This is a genomic window from Xylanibacillus composti (assembly GCF_018403685.1).
GTDB lineage: Bacteria > Bacillota > Bacilli > Paenibacillales > K13 > Xylanibacillus > Xylanibacillus composti.
Map to the genome: position 1 here is coordinate 26,067 of NZ_BOVK01000020.1, position 22,909 is coordinate 48,975.

The window sequence follows — 22,909 nt, forward strand, 5'->3', positions numbered from 1 at the left end:
AATTCACCGTCCAACATAGACAGCCTTGACTTGAGTGAAAAACTCCTGGTTCGTGTGCCCAATCGAATAGGCGCCGAAACCGGAATGCTTGACACCTCCGAAAGGAACATGGGCCTGGCTCGCGGTACCGTGATTGATATGCACCATGCCGCTATCCAGTTCCGCGGCCATTCGCTCGGCCGTGCGAATAGAAGAAGTAAAGACAGAGGCGGCCAAACCATAATCGGTAGCGTTGGCTATGGCAAGCGCCTCATCCGTATGTTCGGCCACCAGGATCGACAACACCGGACCGAATATTTCTTCCTGTGCAATGCGCATCTCCTTGGTCACATTTGCAAACAATGCGGGCTTCAAGAAATACCCCTGACGCTCTTCTGCAAAATACGGATCATTCACTTCTATTCTTTCCCCGCCACACAAAAGATCTGCCCCTTCTTGCTGACCAATCTCAATATATCGGTTCACTGTTTGAAACTGCCGCTCATTGATTACAGGGCCTACTTGCGCGCCGTCTGCCCACGCCGGAGCCATGCGGAGCGCTTCCATGCGCTCCCGGATCAATTCGGTCAGCCGCTCGGCCTGTGACGGCAGCACAATCACTCTGCTGATTGCCGTACATCGCTGGCCTGTGCAGGCAAATGCAGCGTTCACGATCTGATCCGCCGCGAAAGGAAGATTGTCATAGTCAAGCACAAGCGCAGCATTTTTGCCGCCCATCTCAAGCTGCGTTCTGGCTAGCCGTGCTGCTGCAATTTGGTTAATGCGCAGGCCCAGCTCAGTCGAACCGGTAAAGCTGATGCCCTGTACTAACGGATGCTCCGTTAATGCGTCGCCAACCTGACTTCCAGAACCGGTTACCAGATTCACGACGCCCTTCGGCAGCCCGGCTTCAGCCAACAGCTCGATGATCCGTACCGCAGACCAAGGTGTAGCCGATGCCGGCTTCAATACAGCCGTACAGCCGTATGCTATGGCTGGCGCAAGTTTGCGGACTGGCGTGACAACCGGAAAGTTCCAGGGAGCAATCGCGGCTATGACGCCAAGCGGGTAGCGGACAACCTCGCTTCGCACGAGCGGATTGTCGCTGGGCAGCGTTACGCCTTCCACGCGAAATGCTTCGCCTGCCGCAAAACGCGCTTCTGCCGCTGCACGCGCAACCTCGGCGAACGATTCCGTCAGCACCTTCCCTTGTTCAGCGGAAAGGATGTAGGCCAGTTCTTCTCTATGATGTTCCAGCAAATCTGCAAATTTGTACAGGATTGCCGCCTTTTCAGAAGGGGGCGCCAGCCTCCAGGTTTGGAACGCATGATGCGCGGCTGCTACAGCCTGATCGACGTCCGCTTGATCCGAACAGGCGAACTGGCCCAACAGCCGATCCGGCATCGCAGATTCATACAACGCTGATGTAGCTCCGCTTGAGCTGGAAATCCATTCACCGTCAATATAATTCCCATAGGTGCGGCCGCTGTTCCGATCCAGCCAGTCTCTCATCTTGCTAGTCATGGTTATCTACTTCCTTTCCGTTCCTCCTTATGGCCTACATCGCATTCCGGCATATTTGCTTCAAATCCTCCAGCGAAGGCTTGCGCGGGTTGACAGGCACATTGCCGGATATCATCGCTTCTTCGGCGATTTGCTGAAGCGCCTCTTCTGTTACGCCATAATCAGAAAGCTTATTCTGAATGCCTACATCTTCTTTTAATTGCTTGATAGCGGTTACTGAACACTTTGCTGCATCCCTTAAGGATAGTCCTTCAACAGGTGTTCCAAAAATACGGGCGATTTCCTTGTACTTCTCGAGATTTCCTATGAGGTTATAAGCCATAACCTCAGGAAGCAAAATCGCATTCACCATACCGTGCGGAATATGGAAATGGGCGCCAAGCGGTATAGCCAAAGCATGTGCAAGGCCGAGCCGGGTCGGATTGAAGGCCATCGCCGCTATCAGGCTGGCCAACAGCATATCGTAACGCGCCTGCACATTCTCCCCTTGCACGACAGCAGTGCGCAGGCTCGCGGCAATCATCTTCATGGCTTGCATGGACAACGCTTCCGAAATCGGCTGCGTTGCTTTATTGACATAGGATTCAAGGGCATGCGTTAATGCATCCATCCCCGTCGCTGCCGTAATTGATGCCGGCAATGTCAACGTAAGTTCCGGATCGCAAACCGCGATGTCAGGGCAATTATAGGCGCTGCCCACGCTCAGCTTCACCTTCGCCGACTTGTCAGACAGAACGGACCAGATTGTAATCTCGCTTCCGGTTCCCGCTGTAGTCGGTACAGCGATAACAGGCGCTCCTTTGCGCGGGACCCGGTTGATGCCAACATAATCGCGAATATGCCCCTTATTCGTCATCATCAATCCAATCGCCTTCGCCGTATCCAGCGCGCTGCCTCCGCCCAGTCCGACTACGATGTCGCATCCTTCGGATGCCGCAACATCTCGTCCTCGCATGACGCCTTCAATATCGGGATCTGGCTCAATATCGTTGTAGATGATGAATGGCAGATTGTCGCGCATCAGCACGGCCGTCAATTTATCGGTCACTCCTGCTTTCTGCACACCGGGATCGCTGACCAGCAGCACTTTGGTTCCGCCCAGCGCACGAACATGCTCGGCAAGCTGGCGAATGGCACCGTTTCCAAACTCAATTGCAGTGGGCAGCTCATAACGAAATATTCGGTTTAGCAGCATGTTGATCCCTCTTTTCCCCTGTGATTGGAACTAGCAATCATTCAATGATCGCATCGGACAAGTTCAGGTCAAACCGTTCTCCCCAGACTCTCAGTTCATCCTCGACCTTTGCCGGCAAAGCAATACCCTCGCGCATGCGGGCTAATGTGCAGCGATGCTCCAACTCTCCTGGAATCAAAATCTCCGGAACTCCCGGAGCGGTCGGTTCTGCTTTCATTTCATCCAGATACAAATCCATACGCGCTTTGAACCGTTCAAGCGGCATGAATCTGGGGATATCCAGCGCGATGAAGAAATGGCCGACATTTTGCGGGTCTTCCCAATTTTCATACATGTTGTTCACGTATCTCCCGAAACCGGCACCTGTTAGGACTCCGCTCATAATATCGATAAACATGGAAATGGCATACCCCTTCGCTCCGCCCAGCGGCAGCACGGAGCCCTCCAAAGCCGCATGCGCGTCCGTCGTCGGATTTCCATATTTATCTATAGCCCATCCAGCGGGAATGGGTTCTCCTTTCTGAGCAGCAGAAATAATCTTTCCGCGGGCCACAACGCTGGTTGCCATATCCAGAATAAAAGGCGGATGCGTGCCGGCCGGCACGCCTACGGAGAAAGGATTCGTCCCGATAAATGGACGGATTCCTCCTGTAGGCGGCATCGTCTGGGAAGCGTTGGACAGGATCAGCATGATTTGGTTCTGCCGCACCGCTTTCAACAAATAATACGCGCAAGTTCCGAAGTGATTCGAGCCTTTGACTCCTACCACGCCGCAGCCATATTTCCGGGAAGTTTCCATGGCCATAGCCAATGCCTTGCAGCCAACTACAGCGCCAAAATGATTTGCGCCGTCCAGTATCCGAATCGCGCCATCTTCTGTATAGGGCATGATTCCGCCGGTCTGGACCATTCCCGCTTCCAATCTGCGCAAATAAATGTCTGCACGTACGACACCGTGTGAATCGACGCCTCTTAGATCAGCTTGGACCAATGACTCCGCTACCAATTTGGCTTCCTCCATGGGGACACCAGCACGCTCAAACATACGGGCACAAAAATGCTCCAACCGTTGATAGTGGAATTTCTGGGTCACGGCAGCTCACAGCCTTTGCGCTTCAACGCTTCGTCAACCCAGCTTCGATCCAACGAGCCTTCGGCAATCTCTTCAAATGTTCGTTGCTCTCGCGCAAGCTGGCGCTGCGCTGCCTGAACAACTTCGGCTGCGTAATCCAGCGGAATTGCGACAATGCCATCTTCGTCGCCTACGATCAGATCCCCCGGCATAACCGGCATGCGGCCAATCGTGACGGGCACATTGATTTCGCCCGGCCCTTCCTTGTATGGTCCCCTGTGCGTTGTTCCTCTGGCAAAGCACGGATAATCCCGCTCGCGAAAAGCAGCCGAATCGCGTATGGCCCCGTCAATCACAAAACCGGCTATGCCTCTCTTCTCCGCCAACCGAAGCATAATTTCTCCCAGGATGGCTTGAGACAATTCGCCGCAAGCGTCAACCACGATGACATCACCCGGCTCAGCCATATCGATGGCTTTATGCACCATCAGGTTATCCCCGGGTCTCGTACGTACAGTAAAGGCCGCTCCCGCAAGTTTGGCGCTGCGATGATAAGGGACAAATCCGGCTATTGTACCTTGAACTCGATGCATATTGTCGCTTAGCAATGGTGTGGCAATGGACATGCATTGCTGTATTAAGCTTGAATCTGGCCTGCGGGTTAACGGCAATACGCGAAACCCATAGTTTACCATGTCACCATCCCTCATTTCTGCAAAATTTCTTCGCCCTGTACCTGTTGCGGCAACATACTGTCACACGAGGCTAAACTGCTTCCAGCCTAACTGCTCTGCCACCCGCAGGAGCGCCTGATGACCAGCTCCGGCTGGAGCACAACAGGGTCAGCAGCAGGATGGCCTCCATCGCGAATCGATTGGATCAATAAGTTTGCCGCAATTTTCCCCATCTCATAACCAGGCTGCCGGACCGTAGTGAGCGGGGGATCCATATGCTTGGCCCATACGGTGTCGTCATATCCCAAGACCGCCACATCTGCCGGAATGCGCAAGCCGAGTTCCTTCAACGCCTCTATCACCTCTAAAGTCATCATATTGTTTGTGGAGAACACTGCATCTGTATCCGGGTGTTTCTTCATCAACTCGAGCACAGCATGCTTAACCGCATTCGGGCTCTGCTCTGCCTCGACCACTCGCAGATCATGCTCTCCATATCCGTGAGACTTCATAGCTAATCGGTAGCCCTCCACACGATCCTGCCAGGTAGTCACGCCGGGATTGGCATAATAGCATACGGCTGGCCGGCGCTTTCCGCACCGAAGCAGATGCTCCACTGCCAGGCTGGCGCCTTTCACATTGTCTACGACTACGGATTGTGCGCCGAGATCATCCACTCGCCGATTCATCACCACGAGCGGGTAGGCATCCTCCACCAGCTTGCGATAAAGGTTCGGATTTCGCATAGTCGGATTCATCACGACACCGTCCACTTGCCTCATCTGCAGTTGACGAATCGCTTGAAACTCCAGTTCCGGGTCCTCATCCGAATTGCAGATCATCAAGTTGTAACCCGATGCTCGGCAAGCATCCTCTACCCCTTCCAATACAGTGGCCCAGAACGGGTTTTTCAAATTGGACAAGAGGATGCCAATGACGTCTGTCCTTAGCGACTTCAACCCTTTCGCCAAGGCGTTCGGCCGGTAATCCAATTCTTTCATCACCTGCAAGACGCGGTTGCGGGTTTTCTCGCTCGTGTGAGCATAATTCCCGTTCAAAATGCGGGATACAGTGGTCTTGGACACGCCAGCTTTTTGCGCGACGACATCAATTGTAATTTTCAATGGCTTCACCCGGCTTCTTCCAAAATAATCCCCGTGCTTCCACACGTTTTGGGAATCGGTTTCCTAAACCGTTACACCTATTATATTCATGAATTGAAAACGCTGTCAACTTGTTGTGGAATTTGGGCGGGGATACCCCCACCCTCCCGCATGCCTTCACACCCGGTTTTTGCTCGCAGCAATAATAAGAAACATGGGCCGTCGCAGCTCCTCCTTCATTTCCGGGTGCTGCCTGAGCATCTCATCGGACGGCATAGGCTCGATGACGGCGTCTATGCGAAAACCTGCATGAATCATGGTGTTCATATAAGTGGAAACCGTTCGATGGTATTTAATCACATTGGGTGTTAAAAACGCGGTATCGCGTCTGCCTTCCGATTGATAATGGTCAATCGGCCAATGAAGCCGATTTCCCTGTCCGTCATAATGCCAATCCTGTTCACTGCAGGATGTGAAGATCGGATGCTCCACGGAAAATACAAAGCGTCCCTCTTTTTCAAGAAACTGATGCACCTTTCTGCAAACCTCTTCAAAGTCGTCTATATAATGAAAGGCCAAGGAACTGAGCACCAAATCAAAGGAACACTCCGGAAACTGGACATCTTCGATAGCCGATTGCACATAGGAAATAGCCGGATCATTGGTCAACTCCCGGGCTTTGCCCAGCATGTTCGCGGAAATGTCTACCCCTGTCACGGAACGGGCCTGCTGCTCGCGCGCGTACCTGCAATGCCAGCCAAAGCCGCATCCCAAATCCAGCACCTGCTTGCCGCGCATATCCGGAAGCACTGATCGGAAGGCATGCCACTCTCCCGCGCCTTCCAGACCATGTACGGACCTCGGCATTTTTTCATACGCTGAAAAGAATGGATGTTCATCATACTTATTTTGCTTCATGGACGTCCCCTCCTTTCCTTACTATTGTCCGCATGTCTTTACTTTGTCAATACGATTTCTGCTGCAGCATATTCGTGAACCTAGCAGGCCCTCATGATAGTAGGAAAAGGGCTTTCTCCAGTTCCAAAATGGAGAAGCCCTTCTTGCTTCCAGCTATCCGCTCTCTTTCTTCTCGTGCTCTTTATGGTTGCTGGTCCTTCGGCATCCAAATTCTGAAACGCCCGCTTAACGCCAGCATGGCGAACATATAAAGACAATTGTCATAATACCTGCGATCTCCTGTTCGCACAGGCGTTTGCCAAAACCTCTCGACGCTAATCCGGGCGTTCGGATCCTCCGGATTCGCCAATGCGGACACCGCATTGGTCGCGGTCAAGCCGACCGGATGCAGCGATTTCTCTTCGAAAGGCTCCCCTTCGATCGTATAGCGGCGGTAATCATCCGGCTCTTTGTCCGCGAAGAATGCTTGAATGCGCGCCGCCTCTGTGCGCTGCCATTCATCCGCTGCAAACCATTCCGCATCCAGTCCAATATTCGCGGCTACTCGGTACGAATCGCTGAAGAAATGACCGTACCCCCGAATGTGGTTGGGCTGGCCGTCATAAAAGGAATATTCCGGTGACAGTCCCGTTACCGGATGGCACGCAGTCGGCAAAAATCGGCGGCTGGCGGCAGCTGCTTCTTTCCAGAATGTGCGATCCTCAGGAAATGACCACAAGGCGAACAGCTCATAGAAATGAGGCAGATGATAAGAGGGATCCGTAAATTCGCAATCCGGAACGAACTTGATGAGCTTATTGTCCAGATTCCACATCGGGTATCCTTCGCCATCTTCTCCTTTATGCACACATGTGCGCAGCAGTGTCCGGGCCTGTTCGCTATAATTGAACGGCTCCTCCCGATCGCCCCAGCGATGGGAAGCGAAAAACAGAGACAATGCAAAGTATTCCTCGCCATCCGGTGCCGGACCGTTCGAATTACGCTTCCCGTCCGGAAGACAGGACCAGGCAAAGTAACCGGCGTGTACACCTTCTGTCATATACATATAGGACTTCGTCCATTTCCACAGTCGGTCGAAGACATCTTGACGATCCATCTGTACAGCCATCATCATCCCGTAAGACATGCCCTCGGTGCGTACATCGTTGTTGCCGGTATCCAGCATATAGCCCATGTCATTCCCAACCGGGTAGTAGATGCGGGTCTCGTCCGCCCCCTCGAATAGCGCAGTCCACGTTTCATGCAGACGCGAATCAATTTCTTGTTCATCAAAGCCGTAGTCGAGCAGCAGATTGCGATATTGTCCAGTATAAAAAGCACCTTTCCTTGCACTCATTGGTCTTCCTCCTCTGTTCCCCCGCGATAGATAAGGCTGTCATCCAGCCCCCAATACGTATGTGACTCATTCCGAACAGGCGCCACTTCCAAAAGCGTAATCTCGTTTTTGCCCATCTTCCAGTTTAGTTCCAGAACACCATCAGCGGTGCGCGCGGCTTGCGTGGTTAGCTTCGGCACAGCCGCCTGCCGCAAAGTCTGTATTTGACCCTTGCTCGGAAAACGAGGGCGCCCCATCTGCTGCCAAGTCTTCCATGGATTCGCATAAGCCTCATTCACGATCTGTCGCTTCACGAACACTTCTTCAGTGGAAAACGGAAGCTTCGCCTGAATATGCTGTTCATCCCCTTCTTCTCCTTCTTCCAATACTGCGTTCCAGGATAGGAGCGCAAGCGTTCCGTCCTCCCGGCGCGTGACGAGCAGCGAATCATCCCGATACAACACTTCTTCTCCAAGCGCTTGGAAGAAAGCGAACAGATGGAAGGTTGGCTTTGGGATCCCATTCAGCGCAATCAAACCAAATCCGCCGTGGAATTGCGCCTTAGGCACATCCGACTCCTCGAACACATCGCTGAATGTCCAATAGGACATGACATCCGCATAATCGCCCGATTCGCTGAGAATTCTAGCCAAGTAGGCTGCATTCAGCGCGGTATCGTGCACCGGATTGATTGGACTGTAGGAGGTGTTGTATTCCGTAATGTGAAAAGGCAAATCAGGAAATGGCGACTGTCGAATCATCTCTCGCACTTCTTGAAGTTCATGCAGCATTTTTTCCGGATTAGCCAATTCCTGATAGTAATATTCCGGTGTTTTGCGATGCGGCTGCCGTGCTGTATAAGCATGGCGGCTTACAAAATCCACGGGCACATTCCGCGCATGACAGAATTCCAGGAAATCCGTGATCCAGTGATCTGAACCGCCGCATATCGCCGGTCCCCCCACTTGCAATTCCGGATGGACCCGCTTCACCGCTTCAGCCGTAACCTGATACAGCTTGAAATATTCAGCCTGGTCCGCATCTTTCCAAAAGTTGACCAAATTCGGTTCATTCCACACTTCAAACGGCCAGGTCAGCACCTCCTTCAACCCATACCGCTCGATAAAATGACGGATAACCGCCTCAATCAAGGCTGCCCATCGATCATAATCCTTTGGGGGCGTGACATTTCCCTTCCAATAAAAGACGGTTTGATCGCCAGAGGCCAAGGCTTCAGGCATAAAGCCCAGTTCTACATAAGGCTTTAGTCCTTTGGCCAGATATGCGTCGAAAATGCGATCAATATAAGTAAAATTATAAAAAACTCGGGTTTCGCCGTCCTGTGTCAGCTCGCGGTAAATGCCGACATCGTCATGCAGCAAGCCGTGTCCGCGTATATAGTCAAAGCCAATAGCTTCCTGAACCATCTCCAAGTGCTCCTGATATTCCTGCTGCAAAGCCAGGCCTAATCGCCCTGTGCCGATCGAACGCTTCCAGTGACGTTTCAGAACGCCTTGCGTTGCCCCGCTGACTGTTACTTGTTTGAACAATTTGGTTCTCTCCCTTTCCTCGCTTCTTTATCGATAAATTGTTCGACCCTTCTCATCTGCAATGCCCGACTTTCGATAAAAGTACGTATTAATCACATCACGCCATTCCTTCGCATGCTCTGCCTGTTCTTGCAGACGTTCAAGCACCTGCTCGTACCGCTCCGGATCAATTTTCCCTTCCAGTGAGGTCCATTGCTGAATCAGCCACTCTGCTCGTTCCGCTCCAGTGAAGCGGGTCTCATAAATGTGCTGAATCACGGTTTGACCGGATTGCAGCTTGTGCGTATAAGGGACATGGTGGAAGAACAGCAGCAGCTCATCTGGACAGCTGCTCAGTTGGTTGTACATCTCTCGATTCGGACTGAAATATTGGCCTGCATATCCTGTCCCCGATTTGTCCGTCCGGTCTACGCCAATGCCTTCCCGATCAGCGAAATGATAAGTTCCCCATCTTGAGTACTCATAACCGTCAACATCCGGTCCGTAATGATGGTTAGGCGCAACCATCCAGCCTACGCCTAACGGCGCCGTGTATTGTTCGTAAATATGCCATGACGCGAGCAGCATATCTGCTACGGTCCGCACAACTTGCTCCTCATTTCCGAACGTAAGTCGAATCCATTCCTCGGCAATTTCCTCTGCGGTCAAATCAGGATTCCATACAAGGCGTCCGTACCCATGAAGATTCGCCTGCGCAAGCGTATGTCCCGTCCAGTTCTCATCATCGCCAATGTTGGACACGGCCGCATACCCGCTGATTTTCATGCCGAACAGGGTACCGTCTCCGATATGCTTCACATATGAGCCCTTTCCCTTGGCGTGCGTGTCGAACTCCAGCACTTCTTTCCACTGCGGGATCAAATAACAAAGATGTCGCTGCTGCCCCGTATATTCCTGTGTAATTTGAAACTCAATCATCTGATTCGTCTGATTCATAGCGCCGAGCAGCGGAGAAACAGGTTCCCTCACCTGAAAATCCATCGGTCCGTTCTTGACCTGCAGCACAACATTATCATGGAAGCTGCCGTCAAGCGGCTTGAAATGATCATAAGCAGCGCGTGCACGATCCGTAGACCGGTCGCGCCAGTCCTGCATGCAGTTATAAACGAAGCATCGCCAAATGACAATGCCGCCGAATGGCTCAAGGGCTTCAGCAAGCATATTCGCACCTTCGGCATGATCACGTCCATATGCGAATGGACCCGGTCTGTGCTCGGAATCCGCTTTTACGAGAAATCCGCCGAAATCTGGGATATGATCATAGATGCAAGCTGCGGTCATCTTCCACCATTCACGCACCTCTGGCAGAAGCGGATCAGCAGAAGACAGGCCGCCAAGCTCCATGGGGCTGGCAAAATGAATGCTTATATAGAGCCTAATGCCATATGAACGGAATACATCAGCCAACTTCGCTACAGCAGGCAATTGCTCTTCCGAAATAAACGCTGTTTCCACCTCGTTCACGTTGACATTATTAATGGCAATCGCATTGATGCCTACAGATGCCAGCAGCCGGGCGTAGTCCTTAATCCGCGTCATATCTTCGACGATTTGGTTTTCGTTAAAAAAGATAGAGTGGCCGGCATACCCGCGCTCAATCGTGCCGTCCGCGTTGTCCCACTGGTTGATCATCCGCAGTTGATTGCGCGGCCGCTCGACTATGTGCAAATGCTCCAGCTGCACGCCCATATTCATCAATCGCAGCAGGTGAAAGACGCCATAAAGCGCTCCGCGATCGGTTTCACCAAGTACCGCTAGAATGGAATGCTGTTCACGCACGACATGCTTCAGAATATAACCTTCCTGACCTACTCTGGGTATCTCTGACTTATCCAGATAACCGAAAGATTTGTCCAGTTGGTCCGCGACTCCAACATAAATGAATGTTTCACTTTGCGGTACTTTTGAAACGGTTGGTTTCTCGCCGTAAAGTTGCTTGATCCCTAACGCCAGTTCCTTTACTGCAGTGTCAAGTACTTCTGTATGAACCGACGCGACGATTGAACCGCTCCAACGCGCCAAAGCCTCTCTCAGCTCTGGTTGTTCAACGTGGTGATTCTGCAGCCACGCCTTGTACATGGTGCTTGCCATCTTCCATAAACCTCCTTGCATGCTGTTGGCTTCAAGCTAAACGGGCCGCTGATCCCTTGCTTCGTATCTGCATGGATAGAAACAGGCATCAAGCCGAAGCCTGATGCCCCGTAAAGTATGGTGGCGTCGTAAGTTCGATAGCTGTTCAACGGCACTCAGAGCTCCTGCTTTGCCTCTTTCGAACAAGAGCAGCCTAAGAAATCCAGGCTCATCACCCTAAATGCCTTACCCTATAGAACCTTGCTCTTCCAGCCATAGAATACTGGTAACCCCTCGCGGATAATACTTGCTTCCTGTTATTTCACCTGCCAGAATCTGATCGCTCCAGCTCCAAACCGACAATGTCGGATGCGTAAGCCAAGCGACATGCGCAGCATCAGCGGCAGCGCCTTGCTCATCCCATGGCACGCCCAGAATCTGTCTGGCTACGAATTGACACAAATAGATCTTGCTTAACCAGGAGTTGCTGCTGGTCGAAGAAAGCTTCCATCCCCCATCAGGGAACAGACAAACGCCTTCCTTCAGCACAGCTGCCAAATGTCGCTTCAATGCTTGAATGTAAGCGCCGAATCTCCCTTCCGAGTCCAGTGCTTCGAGACAATTGGTGAAGTAGGGGAATACTAGACCTTCAATCGCCGGAATGATGCGTGAATCATTTCCTTCCCCCATGACAGCGGGAATATACCCTTCCTCTGTCATATGAGAGACGATTGTGGCCGCGCACTTTTCTGCTTGGCTTCCAGCTGCATCCGCCAGCATTTCCCGTCCGTTTTCCCGGAATATCTTCTCCAGCGCCACATAGGAAGCCCAGCACTTGCCCGCCATATACAGGTTGTTGCGCGCTTGGCCTAGAGATACATCCAAGCTGTCGTAAGTCGTAATTTCAGCGCCGCCCATCACCCGGGAGCTGTCCAGCCCCATCATGCCATTGCGCTTCGAAGGATCGGGATGGTCGCGATTCAGCATGCTTTCCAAACAGCGTTCCAATGTTCCAATATTCGCTTCCAGCCATTGCCGGTCGCCAGTTTGCTCCACGTAAACAGCAGCGCAGAGCACCCAATTCACTAACTGCTCATGCGTCATATGCGAGAAGCAGCCATCCAGCCCATACAGCTCATATGATGAATAATGCGGGCGTGAAAACGTATTGGCCACACCCATGTCATGCGTGAAGCTGATACCGCCCGGATATTCCTTGTCCTCTCCCGGAAAACGCACGCGATCCTCATAGCTGTAGCGCTTGGTAAAGAGATCCAATTCGTTCTTCACGGTCCAAGGGTTCATCCTGATTTCGAAAAACAGCTGGTCTACTGTCAGATCGAAAGTGTTCATCATTCGGTACTCGCCTTCGTTCACAACCCAGATCGGTTCTCCGTTCGCTTCCAGCAGCTGGGTATTTCCATAGTAGGAACGAATAGCATGAGCCATCATAAACGTCTGATCTTCAGACAGTTTTGTCTCATCCAGCATGCGGTTTGCCGTTTCTGCCAATGATTTCAAGCGGCCGGCATGTGCGGTTGCGTATTCACCGACTGCCTCGATATCCTTGAACAGCTTCGTATAGTAATAGACAGCGTCAATTCCTGTTGTCGCCACTCCTCCTCGGTAGAAACAAACCGCGAATTGGAACGTCTTTTTCTTGCCTGCAGGCACATCAACAATTAGAGCACCCACTTTGCCTAACCCGAATGTCCAATTCTCTTCCTTCGGGTTCAGCAAGATATCCTCCATACTGAAATGCAGTGCCGACTTGGCCGACGGGTCATTCGTTACGATAGCTGTCAGGCGCCCCTGGCCAACCCCAATCAAAGTGGATGTGTCGTCAATACGGCGCATGGAGCTGTAAGGGTCGCTCCCCTCATATCCAAAAAACGCGCGTCTCGGACGGTCCGAGCCGGTATTATCTACCGTTAACTCGGCAATAACGGCTGGCACCAACACTTCTTTTAATTTTGCCGCTTCAGCGGTACTCGGTTCCGGCACAGACTGAACGGGGGAATAGATGGCAAAGCTCAAATCCCCCGCAGTCCAGCGATCAGTAGAAAGCCGGAAGCTCCGTTCAATCCGATCCTCGCTGAAAGGGATGATAATATTCGGTTTATCCGGATTCGGGTCGGGATTCTCGATGTCATAACGTCTGGCCTCATCACTTTCGCCGCTGGCGAAAAACGGAAGCGCTTCATATATTCCGCCTTCAGCCGCTTCTAAGCCAATAAACACATTCGTTCTCGGCGATCTGCCCAATTCCAGATCCAGCCCTCCGCCTGCGCCCGGAAATCCAAGTGTGAAGCTGGAAAACGCGCCGATTGGAGAGTGGTGGGCGTTGAAGAATAACGGCTTAGACATGATGACCTCTCCCCTTTCTAATCTACCTGGATGTTAGCCCTTCACACCGCCCACAGTCATGCCTTTAACAAAATACTTTTGCAGGAATGGATAAACCATCATGATCGGCAAGCTGGCTACAATTGTCATGGTCGCTCGGACAGCCAGCGGTGAAACAAAGTTATCCGTAGACGCATTGGCGAAAGCGTCTGCCGCCGTCCTGGATGTTACCGCAGAGTTGGAGTTTTGCAAGATCTTTACCAATTCATACTGCAGCGTACTCAAATTAATGTTCGAAGAATTGAACAGGAAGACATCAAACCAAGAGTTCCACTGGTACACGGCAGCAAACAAGGAAATCGTAGCCAAAGCCGGTACTGTCAGCGGCAATACGATGCGGACGAAAGTTGTAAATTCCCCGGCACCGTCCATTTTGGCTGATTCCAGAATGCCATCGGGCAACCCCTGAATGAACGAGCGAATAACGATCAGATTGAACACCCCGATCAATCCAGGGAAAATATAAACCCAGAAGCTATTAAGCAAATTCAGATCTTTAATAAGCAGAAACGTCGGGATCAAACCGCCGTTAAAATACAGCGTAAGCACAAAAGCAATTGTAACGAACTTGCGGAGCACGTATTCAGGCTTGCTGATCGTATAAGCGACCATTGCAGAGCAGAATACAGTCAATGCTGTTCCGATCACCGTACGCAAGATGGAGATCAATGTTGCGTGAAAGATCGTAGACTGTTGAAACACATATTCGTAATTTTTCAAAGTAAATTCCCGCGGCCACAAATGAATGCCTCCGCGAATGGAATCATTGGCGTCATTGAACGATAATGCCAGCTGATTCAACATTGGATACAGGGTCACTGTAACCAAAAACAGCATAAACAACACATTGCATATATCGAATATCCGATCACCCAAAGACGGGCGAAGGGCTCCTTTTCTGTAGGAAGCCATGGTTCTCCTCTCCTTTGATGGTCATTAGAATAGTCGATCCTGTCCCAGTCGTTTTGCTAAAGAGTTCGCAGCAAACAACAAGGTAAAGCTAATTACAGTCTTGAATATACCCGCAGCCGTGGCAAAGGAATAATTCCCGAAATTGATCCCCCACCGAATGACGAATAGCTCCAAGGTTTCTGCGTAATCCATATTCGCAGGATTTTTCAGCAAGTATTGCGCTTCAAATCCTGTTTCCAATACTTGCCCAATATTCAGGATCAACAGCACTATGATAACCGGTCTCATCCCAGGCAGCGTAATGTGCCAGATTTTGCGAAAGCGGTTGGCACCGTCGATATCAGCTGCCTCGTATTGCGACGGATCGATCACAGTAATGGCTGCCAAATACACAATCGTATTCCATCCAAGGTTTTTCCAAGTTTCGGATGCGGCGAAAATCCCCCAGAAATATGAGCCTTCTCCTAACCACATCACAGGCTTGTCAATAATGCCAAGTCCCATCAATACTTGATTGACGACACCGTCTTCCGGAGATAAAGCAACCATGACAATACTTGCCGCAACTACCCAGGAAAGGAAATACGGCATATAACTGATTGTTTGTACTACGCGTTTGAATACAATATTCTTCAATTCATTCAACAAGATAGCCAATGTAATGGCCAATACGAATCCAAGTATCAGATTGATAAAGCTCATTGCGAACGTATTGCGCATGACGCGATAGAAAGAATCATCTTGGAACAAAAATGCAAAGTGCTTAAATCCTACCCATTCCTGTTCTGAGAAACTGCGTCCTGGCCGGTAGTCCTGAAAGGCCAACGTCCAGCCCCAAACTGGCAAATATCGAAAAATAAACAACCAGATCACAAATGGCACTGACATCATGACGAGTGCTCTTTGCTTCATTAGCGTTTTGAAAAAAAGCTTGGTCCCCGATGGTGCCTTTGGAGACTTCGGCGGTGTAACAGCCGGCGCAGCGCTAGCGGACTGCTGCATGGTTCATTCGCCTCCTATCTGAATTCTCCGAAACTTCTCTTGCAGCGTAATCAAGGAACCGGCTTGACGCTGCGTATAAAAGTCGGAAGGAAGGACAACAAGTGCCCCTTCCTTCCGCGCAAACAACGTTCGTCCCGCTACTTACTCGCCACTGACCGCAGCTACTTTCTCTTTCAGCTTTGTGCTCAGGTATTCTTCATACTGGGCAGTATAACCCAGCTTTTCGAATTCAGAGAGATAAGTTTCCCATTCACTGTCGAACTTACCTGCATCAGCCAACGTCAGTCTCGGCAGGAAGCGCTTGACTAAATCTTCTCTGCGCTGCTCATAAATCTGCTCTTGCGATCCTTGTTCAAATGCGATACTCCAAGCTGGGAACCAAGGTCTTGGGTCAGATTCGGAAAACATTTCGGAGAAGGTTTGAACCCCGTAAGCTTCGAGAGCCGCACGTTCAGCATCAGTAAAGTCCAGCTGCGCCACTTCAGGCTGTCTGCCAGGAGAGTGAGCGTTGCCGTCTGACAAGGTAGACGATTGGGCCCACATTGGCCAATAGTATTCGAAGTATGTCAGACCGACATCTTGCTTGTATTGGTTATCACGCAGTTTTTCAATTTGCTCTGGAGTCCGGTAGAAACGACCGTTCTCATCCACTTCATAGGTCAGTCCTTGGATGCCCCACTGATTGCGGATTTGGTTTTCCTCAGTAAGCATGTAATCGAAGAATTTGATAATGCGTTCTGGGTCTTTAGCACTCTTCGTAATACCGATACCGCGGTTATGAACGAATGACTCAGGATCCAGATACTGATCCTTGATATTAGCATCAAATACGATTGGAAGCGGGAAGTACTCTAGATCCGAATCGCCGGCAATTTTCAGGTTCTGCGAAGCCTGGTTAACCTGCCAGCCGTAATCGAAGTATCCAAGTACTTTACCAGATGTAAGCTTAGCCAAATATTGATCGTAGTTGTTAACGAAAGAAGTTTCATCAAACAATCCGTCATGATACAAGTCATTCAATGATTTGAGCCAACGCTTCATTTCATCGTTGTTGTGCCAGTCATCTGCTTCAAGCGTATTCATGTCTACCATAACCGGGCCATCATTCGGATAACCAGCCAGGTGGTTAGCCGGGTTCGTCATGGCAAAGTATCTCCAGTCATGCGTCAGTGAAGTAAAGCCAACCAAATCTTCATTCGGATACTTAGCTGCATACTGGCGAATCAGGTCAAAGTATTCGTCCAGTGTCTTAATTTTCGGATAGTTGAATTCCTTCAATACTCGTTGTTGAATCCAGAAGGCGCCTTGGTCAATGACCGGGCTCGGAATATACTCGCCAACTTGCGGGCTGAACGGCAGGAAGTAAATGCTTCCATCCCGATGCGTGATCAGATCGAAATACGGTCCGTATACTTTTTTGATATTCGGTCCATACTGTTCGATCAAGTCAGTCAGATCGATGAAGCCTCCGGCTTCTACTACTTTGTCTATTTCTGTATCCGCAACAAGAACATCCGGATACTCGCCGCCGGCAATCATCGTACCGATCTTCGTTTGCACGTCACCGACAAGATGTTCGATTTGGAAGGATACTCCTGTTTCTTCGGCATACAGTGCGCCGATATCAGTATCGCTTGTCAGTACATCCTGCCTAGAGGAACCAGCGTTAAAAAATGTAAACGTTACCGGTTCCAGCGTTTCCTCCCCGCCAGCATTTCCTCCTGTGTTGCCAGATGAGTTGTTTCCTGACGATTGCTGATTGCCTCCATTATTGCCGCTGCACGCAGTCACGATAGACAAAAGCATGACCACAGAAAGCAGCAATAACAGGATTCTCTTTTTTGCCATGTTGATTCATACCCCTTTCATCAATTTTGTAAGCACTTTCATTATAAAAATCTTTCTGCCTGTTGATTACCCGTAAAACTATAGTTCCTACTTCGAAATCTAAATATATTCAACAAAAAACGCGTCATGGACGAAAATTATTCGCCCTGGACGCGTCCACCTTCTTGTCCTGCAATCGGGATTCGCAGTAAAACGCGTGTCCCAATTTCTGGTATACTGTCCAATCTGATATCGAATTCCTTCCCATAGTACAATTTTAGTCGATAGATGACATTCGGGATGCCAATCCGATCTCCCATTTCCGGCTCGCTTTCTATATATTTCTGCAGTTGTTCCAGTTTTTGATCGTCCATCCCCACCCCGTTGTCTTTAAGGGTAAAGACAATGTGCTCGGATTCCTTAAAAATATGGATATCAATCAGTCCTCCGCTCTTCAGCGGCTCAATTCCATGAATACTTGCGTTTTCTACAAACGGCAGGAAGGTTAGTTTGGGAATCATACAGGAGAGCGCTTCGTCATCTGCCTGCACGTGATAAGTTAATCGGTCGCCAAACCGGTATTTTTGAATCTCGAGAAAACAGTGAATGAATTCCATTTCCTCCCGAACACTTGTCATATCCTTGCTCCACACAAGCGAATTGCGGAAGATTTTGGCCATATGATGAATGATCTTGGCGGTTTCCGTCTCCTTTTTCATCAAGCTTCGCATGCGGATCGTCTCAAGCGCATTGAAGAGAAAGTGCGGATTGATCTGGCTTTGCAGAGCATGCAGCTGCGCCTGTCTCCTCTTCAACTCCAAACTCTTCTTCTGGATATCGGCTACATATACATCATTAATCAGATTTTTGATCTGCTCGGTCATGCGATTGAATTCACCCGTCAATTGTCCGATCTCATCGCGGGTTTCCGCTTGTTTAATGAGTGCAAAGTTTTGAATCTTCACCTTCTTCATATGACGCAATATTAATCCAAGCCGCACATGCAGAGAGCGTGTAATCCAGACGATCATGGCTGTCGGAATGATGCTGTTGATGCATGCCAGTACAATGACCAGCCCCCGGGACTTTCGCACCTCTTCAAATACTTCGCTTTCCTCGACAATGCCAATGACTCTCCACTTATCCAAAAATCCTACTGTAAACGCATCTGTTTGAAACTCAATGGCATCCTTGGCATGAATAATATTGTCGTAAAAAACATGTCCTTCCTCCCAATTCACGGTATGATCTGTTGTATACTCCACCCTTCCCTGATCGTTCAGAAGATAAATATCTCCCTGCAGATTCAGGTTTCCAAAAATTCTGCGGATTGCAGAGCTGTCCAAATCGATTTTGAGTATTTTTTCCCGCTCATTATAGGGAACATAGTTGTCCATCTTTCGGACAACACTGTACGTATCCTGCATGCCGTCTGATCCGGTGCGAATGAATATGGGACGAGAAGAGGGGTTCTCTTGAATGGCTTTATACCAATCGGTCTCCTTTGTCTCCGGCGTAATCATCGCGATTCCGCCTGCGTACAGCATGGTCGGATTGTCCACATACACTGTAATCGCTTTCAATGAATAGTAAATCGGGCCGTAGCTGTTCAACACACGCCTTAAGTACGAATCGTAGGCTTCTATATAATCAACGGGATTATCGTATTTCGTCTCAAGAATCTCATTCAACAGATGATCGGTGTTAAAAACCGTGGATACACTGACTGCATCCTCCACCTCGTTAAGAAATTCATTTTTCATTTGCTCTACGGCTCTCATAATATCCTGTGTACGCTGTCGTTGAACGTTACCTGTTGTCACATTATAGAAAATAATATTCGTTAAGACAATCGGCAGGAATACACAAGAAAAATATAAAATGAGCATCTTGTCCCGTAGTCGGATGTGATTCCAATTGAATAGCACTGCAGCATCCTCCCAGCTGTCATGAATGATGTAACAACTTGTTCCTATACTCTGTAGGCGTCATGTCCTCCAATTTTTCGAATTGGGTAACGAAATAGTCAGCATTGCTGAATCCGACAGCATCCGCCACTTCATAGATGCGCATATCGGTTTGACGAAGCAGCCTCTTCGCCTCTTCAATACGAAGCCGGAGCAAATAATCGTTAAAGTATAGGCCATATGTTTTTTTGAACAGCTGCCCGAGATAGACCGGATTCATGTAAAAATGAGCGGCAATGCTTTTCAAGCTGATATTTTCCCTGTAATGGTCTTCAATGTAGCATTTGATCTTGTGAATCCCGCCCTTGCTTGTCTCTTTACGCTGCGTGCCTATCGCTTTCATGCTATCGGTTATAAATGCCTGGAAAAGGTTCTTCAGAGCGAGAAACGAAATATTCAAATCCTGCCATGTCAAGATCGGTCCCAGTGAAGGCAAGCTTCTGAAATCGACCTCCATCCGCTCCATAATCCGAATAATATTGGATACGCAGCGATGTATGGTTACCTTTACCGCTTCAGGCGCACAACGTCTTTTTGTGAAGGAATCGAAAATTTCATTTATCGTCTTGTTGACACCGCTTTCATGATTCTCCTCAACATAATTCGTCAATTTCGTATAAAGCTCCGCTTCCATGTCAACATAATTCAATGGAAATTTCTTTATATCTTCATAGAGCACGATCTGCTCTCTCTCATTCAGATATTTGTATTGCAGCGAATCCTTGGCGCTTTCAAACGATTCCCGCAGGGCTTTCAAGCTTTTGACCACCTTGCCTGCATAAAGATAAATGACTTGCCCGGTATCTCTTGTCAACCGTATCTGAAGCTCCCGGATAAACCGAGACAATTCGGTTTGCCTGCTCTCAACAACAGACAGCGGCAGAAGCCAGCCTAGCCTGTTGCGATGTTCATAAAAGTTGAGCTCGACATTCCCGTTCGTGAAACTTTGGACAAAGCCGGCAATGCCGGATTTCAATTGTGCGTTCAATGCCTCATACGACATATGCGAACTTGCTGACCAAGGAAATCGATCATTCACTTCAATAAAGACATAAATGACACGCTCCTCCGTCTGCAAACCAAGCGTTTCTGCCACCTGGAACAGTGTCTCTTCACTTTCAATCTCGCCTTTGATCAATTTTGCAATACATTCCGTCTTCTGCTGTTCTTCGCGCTTCCTCTGTGTAATTTTGTCTGCCGACAATTTATGATTCAGCTTTATCAGTGTATCTTGCAGCATCACTTCATCAATCGGTTTCAGAATAAAGTCATGCACACCGTAACGAACAGCTTGTTGGGCGTATGAAAAGTCATTGTACCCGCTGATGATGATAAATCCGGGCTTGTGTGTGTCTTTTTCGATAGTCATGCGAATCAGCTCCAGACCATCCACTACAGGCATGCGAATATCCGTAATGACCAATTCCGGTTTCAGACGCTCGATCATTTCAAAACCATCTTCGCCATTGTCAGCCTCGCCTACAACCTCAAACCCGCAAGCATGCCAATCGATCAAATTCCGCAATCCCGTTCTGGCAAATATCTCATCGTCAATAAGCAGTACCGAGTGCATGCTTAGCCCCTCCTTCTACGATTGATGCTTGTTGCCCATTCTTTGGATATTCATTAGCATGTGCTCCTTTATTTTACTTGCTTTGTAGACATCCTGCAATGGAAAAACGCCCTTTATTACGTAAAGGGCGTTTTTGTTATTGCTGGGTGATACAGGATTCGATTGTTAGAAGTTGAAGTTATCTGGATCCGGGCCAAAACGCTTATTCTGATTCAACGCATCCAGCCGATCCATATCTTCAGCCGAGAGCTGGAAATCAAAAATATCTGCATTTTCTATAATACGATGTTCTTTCACGGATTTGGGAATGGTAACAATTTCATGCTGCAAATCCCAGCGCAGAACGATTTGCGCTTTCGTCTTGTTGTACTTCCCTGCAAGCTCGTCCAGCAACGGAAGATCCAAATTCCCCTGCATTAATGGACTCCAAGCTTCCGGTTGAATATTGTGTTCCCGGCAAAATTGCAGCAACGGTTTTTGCGTGAGCATCGGATGGCATTCAATCTGATTGACAGCTGGCACAACATCGGCAGCATCAAGAATATCCTTGATATGGTGAATTTGGAAATTGCTTAAGCCGATTGCGCGAATCAGCCCTTCCTTGTAGAGCTTGACCATGGCCTTCCACGTATCCACGTACTTGCCTTTAACTGGCCAATGAATCAAATACAAATCAATCACTTCGATTCCAAGCTTCTTCCGACTTTCTTCAAAAGCTTGCAGCGTGGATTCATACCCTTGGTTCTTGTTCCAAAGCTTCGTTGTGATGAACAGCTCTTCGCGGGGAATACCGCTTTCCTTAATAGCTTGGCCGACGCCTTCCTCGTTCTGATAAGCTGCTGCAGTATCGATATGTCTATACCCGGCTTTCAGTGCAGCCTTGACAGACGAAATGACTTCATTGCCGTCTTCGACCTTCCATACTCCCAATCCTACCCATGGCATGGTAACACCGTTATTCAGGGTTACACGATCTTGAATGTGGTTCATGTTCTCTTCCTCCTTATTTGTAGTCTGCACAAGCTGTGGTCTTCTCACCACTTTTCATTATAGGATGATTCTTCCTGTATTTCGAGAGCCTCACACCGAATGCAAATAAAAACAAACACTTTTCATAATTCTTCAGCACTGCCTTCCTTGTGATCGGGATGCCTATGAGTTCAAGCCGCGCAGTCCAAAAAAACAAAACAGCCCACTGAAGGAACAGTGGACTGTTGATTGCTCGCTCGATGCGAAATTACATCTTGATTTGGTCAATTTGTCTCTCAGCTATATCTCCGATATAAGGAAGCTTGAACCAGCTCCCCTGATAAGCTTTTAGCATCAGAACAAGCCACAGAATGAGAGTAAGCGGGCCTAGTACCAGGCTAATGAGCCAACCTAGGAATGGGAGCAAGCTCAATACAAAATTTACAAGCAGCAAGCCGCCAAATACAATCGTCGACTGCATGGCATGAAACCGGACCAGCCTGCTCTTCTTCTCCACTATCAAAAAGACAATGCCAGTGACAAAACCTAGTACGTAACAGAGCAAACTTGCAACCTTCTCATCCAAACCGGTCGAAGTAGCCTGATTGCGGTTGGAAGGATCGAACGAACTCAATCGGGACGCCTCCTTTAATAAAAAAACTGAGACTTACCATATCAACTCAAATAAATTCATCTTGATTATAGAACCAATTTTCTGAAATGTCTACAATGCGAGTCAGGGCAGCAAGTGGATAATCATAAACCCAGTTCGCTTGACTTTTCGCCATTCAAATAAACTCAACCCCCTATGAGAAACAGCACAAGCAAAACGAGCGAACCAATCGAGTAGGAG

Annotated in this window: 17 protein-coding genes; all 17 read right to left on the minus strand. The window is 49.2% G+C overall.

Annotated elements, in window-relative coordinates:
* Nucleotides 1-3 precede the first annotated feature (3 nt).
* On the minus strand, nt 4-1,503 hold the full coding sequence (locus XYCOK13_RS08470) for an aldehyde dehydrogenase family protein (RefSeq protein WP_213411677.1): 1,500 nt from the start codon (nt 1,501-1,503) through the stop codon (nt 4-6).
* 34 nt (nt 1,504-1,537) lie between these two features.
* Entirely contained in the window at nt 1,538-2,698 is a 1,161-nt protein-coding gene (locus tag XYCOK13_RS08475) for an iron-containing alcohol dehydrogenase (RefSeq protein ID WP_213411678.1), read from the minus strand.
* Nucleotides 2,699-2,735: 37 nt separating this feature from the next.
* Nucleotides 2,736-3,791 (minus strand): Ldh family oxidoreductase, encoded by a 1,056-nt coding sequence (locus XYCOK13_RS08480; RefSeq protein WP_213411680.1) that lies wholly within the window; start codon nt 3,789-3,791, stop codon nt 2,736-2,738.
* Nucleotides 3,788-4,465 carry an RraA family protein gene (locus XYCOK13_RS08485; protein WP_213411681.1) on the minus strand — a complete coding sequence of 226 codons (678 nt, stop codon included), beginning with the start codon at nt 4,463-4,465 and terminating at the stop codon, nt 3,788-3,790. Before XYCOK13_RS08485 ends, XYCOK13_RS08480 begins: the two co-directional genes overlap by 4 nt.
* A gap of 86 nt (nt 4,466-4,551) precedes the next feature.
* Complete coding sequence (locus XYCOK13_RS08490) at nt 4,552-5,577, minus strand: LacI family DNA-binding transcriptional regulator (RefSeq protein ID WP_244865071.1); 1,026 nt, start codon at nt 5,575-5,577, stop codon at nt 4,552-4,554.
* A gap of 147 nt (nt 5,578-5,724) precedes the next feature.
* Entirely contained in the window at nt 5,725-6,465 is a 741-nt protein-coding gene (locus tag XYCOK13_RS08495) for a class I SAM-dependent methyltransferase (protein ID WP_213411683.1), read from the minus strand.
* A gap of 181 nt (nt 6,466-6,646) precedes the next feature.
* Nucleotides 6,647-7,801, minus strand: a complete 1,155-nt coding sequence (locus tag XYCOK13_RS08500; RefSeq protein ID WP_213411684.1) for a family 8 glycosyl hydrolase — start codon at nt 7,799-7,801, stop codon at nt 6,647-6,649.
* A complete protein-coding gene (locus XYCOK13_RS08505; RefSeq protein ID WP_213411685.1) occupies nt 7,798-9,330 on the minus strand; it encodes a GH39 family glycosyl hydrolase in 1,533 nt (510 codons plus the stop codon). Before XYCOK13_RS08505 ends, XYCOK13_RS08500 begins: the two co-directional genes overlap by 4 nt.
* Before the next feature lie 27 nt (nt 9,331-9,357).
* The gene (locus XYCOK13_RS08510) at nt 9,358-11,421 is read right to left on the minus strand and encodes an alpha-glucuronidase family glycosyl hydrolase (protein ID WP_213411687.1); all 2,064 of its coding nucleotides are present in this window, start codon (nt 11,419-11,421) and stop codon (nt 9,358-9,360) included.
* A 225-nt stretch (nt 11,422-11,646) separates the two neighbouring features.
* The gene (locus tag XYCOK13_RS08515) at nt 11,647-13,767 is read right to left on the minus strand and encodes a glycoside hydrolase family 52 protein (protein ID WP_213411688.1); all 2,121 of its coding nucleotides are present in this window, start codon (nt 13,765-13,767) and stop codon (nt 11,647-11,649) included.
* Nucleotides 13,768-13,800: 33 nt separating this feature from the next.
* Entirely contained in the window at nt 13,801-14,718 is a 918-nt protein-coding gene (locus XYCOK13_RS08520; RefSeq protein ID WP_213411689.1) for a carbohydrate ABC transporter permease, read from the minus strand.
* Between the two features lie 24 nt (nt 14,719-14,742).
* Nucleotides 14,743-15,720, minus strand: a complete 978-nt coding sequence (locus XYCOK13_RS08525) for an ABC transporter permease (protein WP_213411690.1) — start codon at nt 15,718-15,720, stop codon at nt 14,743-14,745.
* 141 nt (nt 15,721-15,861) lie between these two features.
* Nucleotides 15,862-17,568 (minus strand): ABC transporter substrate-binding protein, encoded by a 1,707-nt coding sequence (locus XYCOK13_RS08530; RefSeq protein ID WP_213411692.1) that lies wholly within the window; start codon nt 17,566-17,568, stop codon nt 15,862-15,864.
* 137 nt (nt 17,569-17,705) lie between these two features.
* Nucleotides 17,706-19,310, minus strand: a complete 1,605-nt coding sequence (locus tag XYCOK13_RS08535) for a sensor histidine kinase (RefSeq protein ID WP_244865072.1) — start codon at nt 19,308-19,310, stop codon at nt 17,706-17,708.
* Between the two features lie 184 nt (nt 19,311-19,494).
* Complete coding sequence (locus XYCOK13_RS08540) at nt 19,495-21,087, minus strand: response regulator transcription factor (RefSeq protein WP_213411694.1); 1,593 nt, start codon at nt 21,085-21,087, stop codon at nt 19,495-19,497.
* Between the two features lie 165 nt (nt 21,088-21,252).
* On the minus strand, nt 21,253-22,077 hold the full coding sequence (locus XYCOK13_RS08545) for an aldo/keto reductase (protein WP_213411695.1): 825 nt from the start codon (nt 22,075-22,077) through the stop codon (nt 21,253-21,255).
* 247 nt (nt 22,078-22,324) lie between these two features.
* On the minus strand, nt 22,325-22,690 hold the full coding sequence (locus tag XYCOK13_RS08550; RefSeq protein WP_213411697.1) for a DUF4870 domain-containing protein: 366 nt from the start codon (nt 22,688-22,690) through the stop codon (nt 22,325-22,327).
* Nucleotides 22,691-22,909 lie beyond the last annotated feature (219 nt).